General features: G+C 74.0%; 1 protein-coding gene. It reads right to left on the bottom strand.

What is annotated here, in order from left to right; genetic code table 11:
- A partial coding sequence (locus HGA02_RS17940) for an alpha-amylase family glycosyl hydrolase (protein WP_343035587.1) occupies positions 1–1,511 on the bottom strand: 1,511 nt, incomplete at its 3' end.
- Positions 1,512–1,931 lie beyond the last annotated feature (420 nt).

Below are 1,931 nucleotides of genomic sequence, written 5' to 3'. Positions count from 1 at the left end.
AGCCCGGTGCCCGCGGCCATCGCGAGCAGCGCACCGCCGACCAGCAGCCGCTCGGGGAACCGTTCGGCCAGCCGCCCCGCGACGAACCCGACCGCGAACAGCGCGACCGTCAGCGGCAGGAACGCGACGCCCGTCGCGAGCGCGCTGCGGCCGAACGCGGCCTGGTCGCTGAGCGGGACGAGGAACACGAACGCGTACAGGCCGGCGAACGTCGCGCCGCCCAGCAGCAGGAGCACCGCGACCTCGGAGCGGGTGACCAGGTCGGTCGGCAGCACGGCGTGCGGCCGGCCGCGGCCGCGGCGCAGCAGGACCACGACGGCCCCCACGAGGACGACGACCGCGAGCGCCGGGCCGAGCGGACCGGGCGGGACGTGCTCGATGACGAGGACGGCGGCGGTGAGCAGCGCGGCGGCGCGGGCCCGGCGGCGGCCGAGCGCGAGGTCCGTCGGGGTGCCGAACCGCTTCGCCGTGAACGCGAACGACGAGTCCTCGCGCCCGTAGCGCGTCACGGGACGCGTCACGTCGTGGTTGGAGAGCACCCACGTGGCCGGGGCGCCCACGGGTCCGTGCGCCGCGAGCGTCACGTCGACCGACTCACGCAGCTGCTTGGCGTCCCACGGACGGGCCATGAAGTCGAAGTTGAACGCCGTGTGCATCTCGTCAGGGCGCAGGTACTGCGCGAACCGCGCCTTGTCCTGCAGCCACACCTCACCGACCAGCACGCGCGTGCCCTCGTACGAGTCCGCGACCGCGCGCCAGGCGCGGTAGACGTCGTGGATCTCGTCGCGGTCGACGTGCGGGTGCTCCCCCGGGCCCGGCTGCTCGGGCACCTCCGGCAGGTCGCCGTCCTTGACGAGCAGCGCGGCCGAGTCGATGCGGATGCCCGCGACGCCGCGGTCGAACCAGAACCGCAGCACGTCCTCGAACTCCGCGCGCACGTCCGGGTGCGACCAGTTGAGGTCCGGCTGCTGCGGCGCGAACAGGTGCAGGTACCACTCGCCGGGCGTGCCGTCGGGGTTCGTCGTGCGCGTCCACGTCGTGCCCTGGAAGTCCGACACCCAGTTCGTCGGCATGACGTCGCCGTGCTCGCCCTTGCCCGGGTGGAACCAGAACCGTGCGCGCTCCGGGCTGCCCGGACCGGCCGCGAGCGCCGCGCGGAACCACGCGTGCTGCTCCGAGACGTGGTTGGGGACGATGTCGATGATGGTGCGGATGCCGAGCGCGAGCGCCTCCGCGATGACCTGCTCGGCCTCGTCGAGCGTGCCGAACGCCGGGTCGATCGCGCGGTAGTCGGCGACGTCGTACCCGCCGTCGGCGAGCGGCGACTGGTACCAGGGGGTCACCCAGATCGCGTCGACGCCGAGGTCGTGCAGGTACGGCAGCCGCGCGCGCAGCCCCGCCAGGTCACCGGTGCCGTCGCCGTTCCCGTCGGCGAAGCTGCGCGGGTAGACCTGGTAGATGACCGCGTCCCGCCACCAGGTGGGGTCGGTCTGCGGGTGAGCCTGCGTCACTGCACGTCTCGTCTCTCCTCGGCCCGACGACGGCGTCGGGTGGATCGGCGCGTCGGGCGCGCTGCGGCGTCCTCGGCGATGACAGGACACTAAAGGCCGCGACGACATCAACGCAAGAACTCGACAGACGCGTTATCGAAGCGTGACCGATCGCTGCCCGAAGTCAGCGCGTCGCGGTGGGCGCATGGGCCGGGTCAGCGCGATGCGCCACGACGCGCGTCGAGGTCGCGGACGCACGGAAGCCCCCCACGCGCAGGGAGGACGCATCAGCAGGGCGGGACGCACCACGGGCGAGCGGGATACGTCAGGCGGCCGGGACGCGCAGCGGGCAGGCGGGCGGGACGCGTCGGGCGGCGTGGGGCCCTGACGGTACGGGCCCGACGAGCCCGGCGTGGGGTACGGGCCGTAGGGGCCGTACGG

Source organism: Cellulomonas septica (genome assembly GCF_012396155.1).
Classification (GTDB): Bacteria; Actinomycetota; Actinomycetes; order Actinomycetales; family Cellulomonadaceae; genus Cellulomonas; species Cellulomonas septica.
Note: the sequence above shows the minus strand (reverse complement) of the source record. Positions and strands in the feature narration are given on the sequence as shown.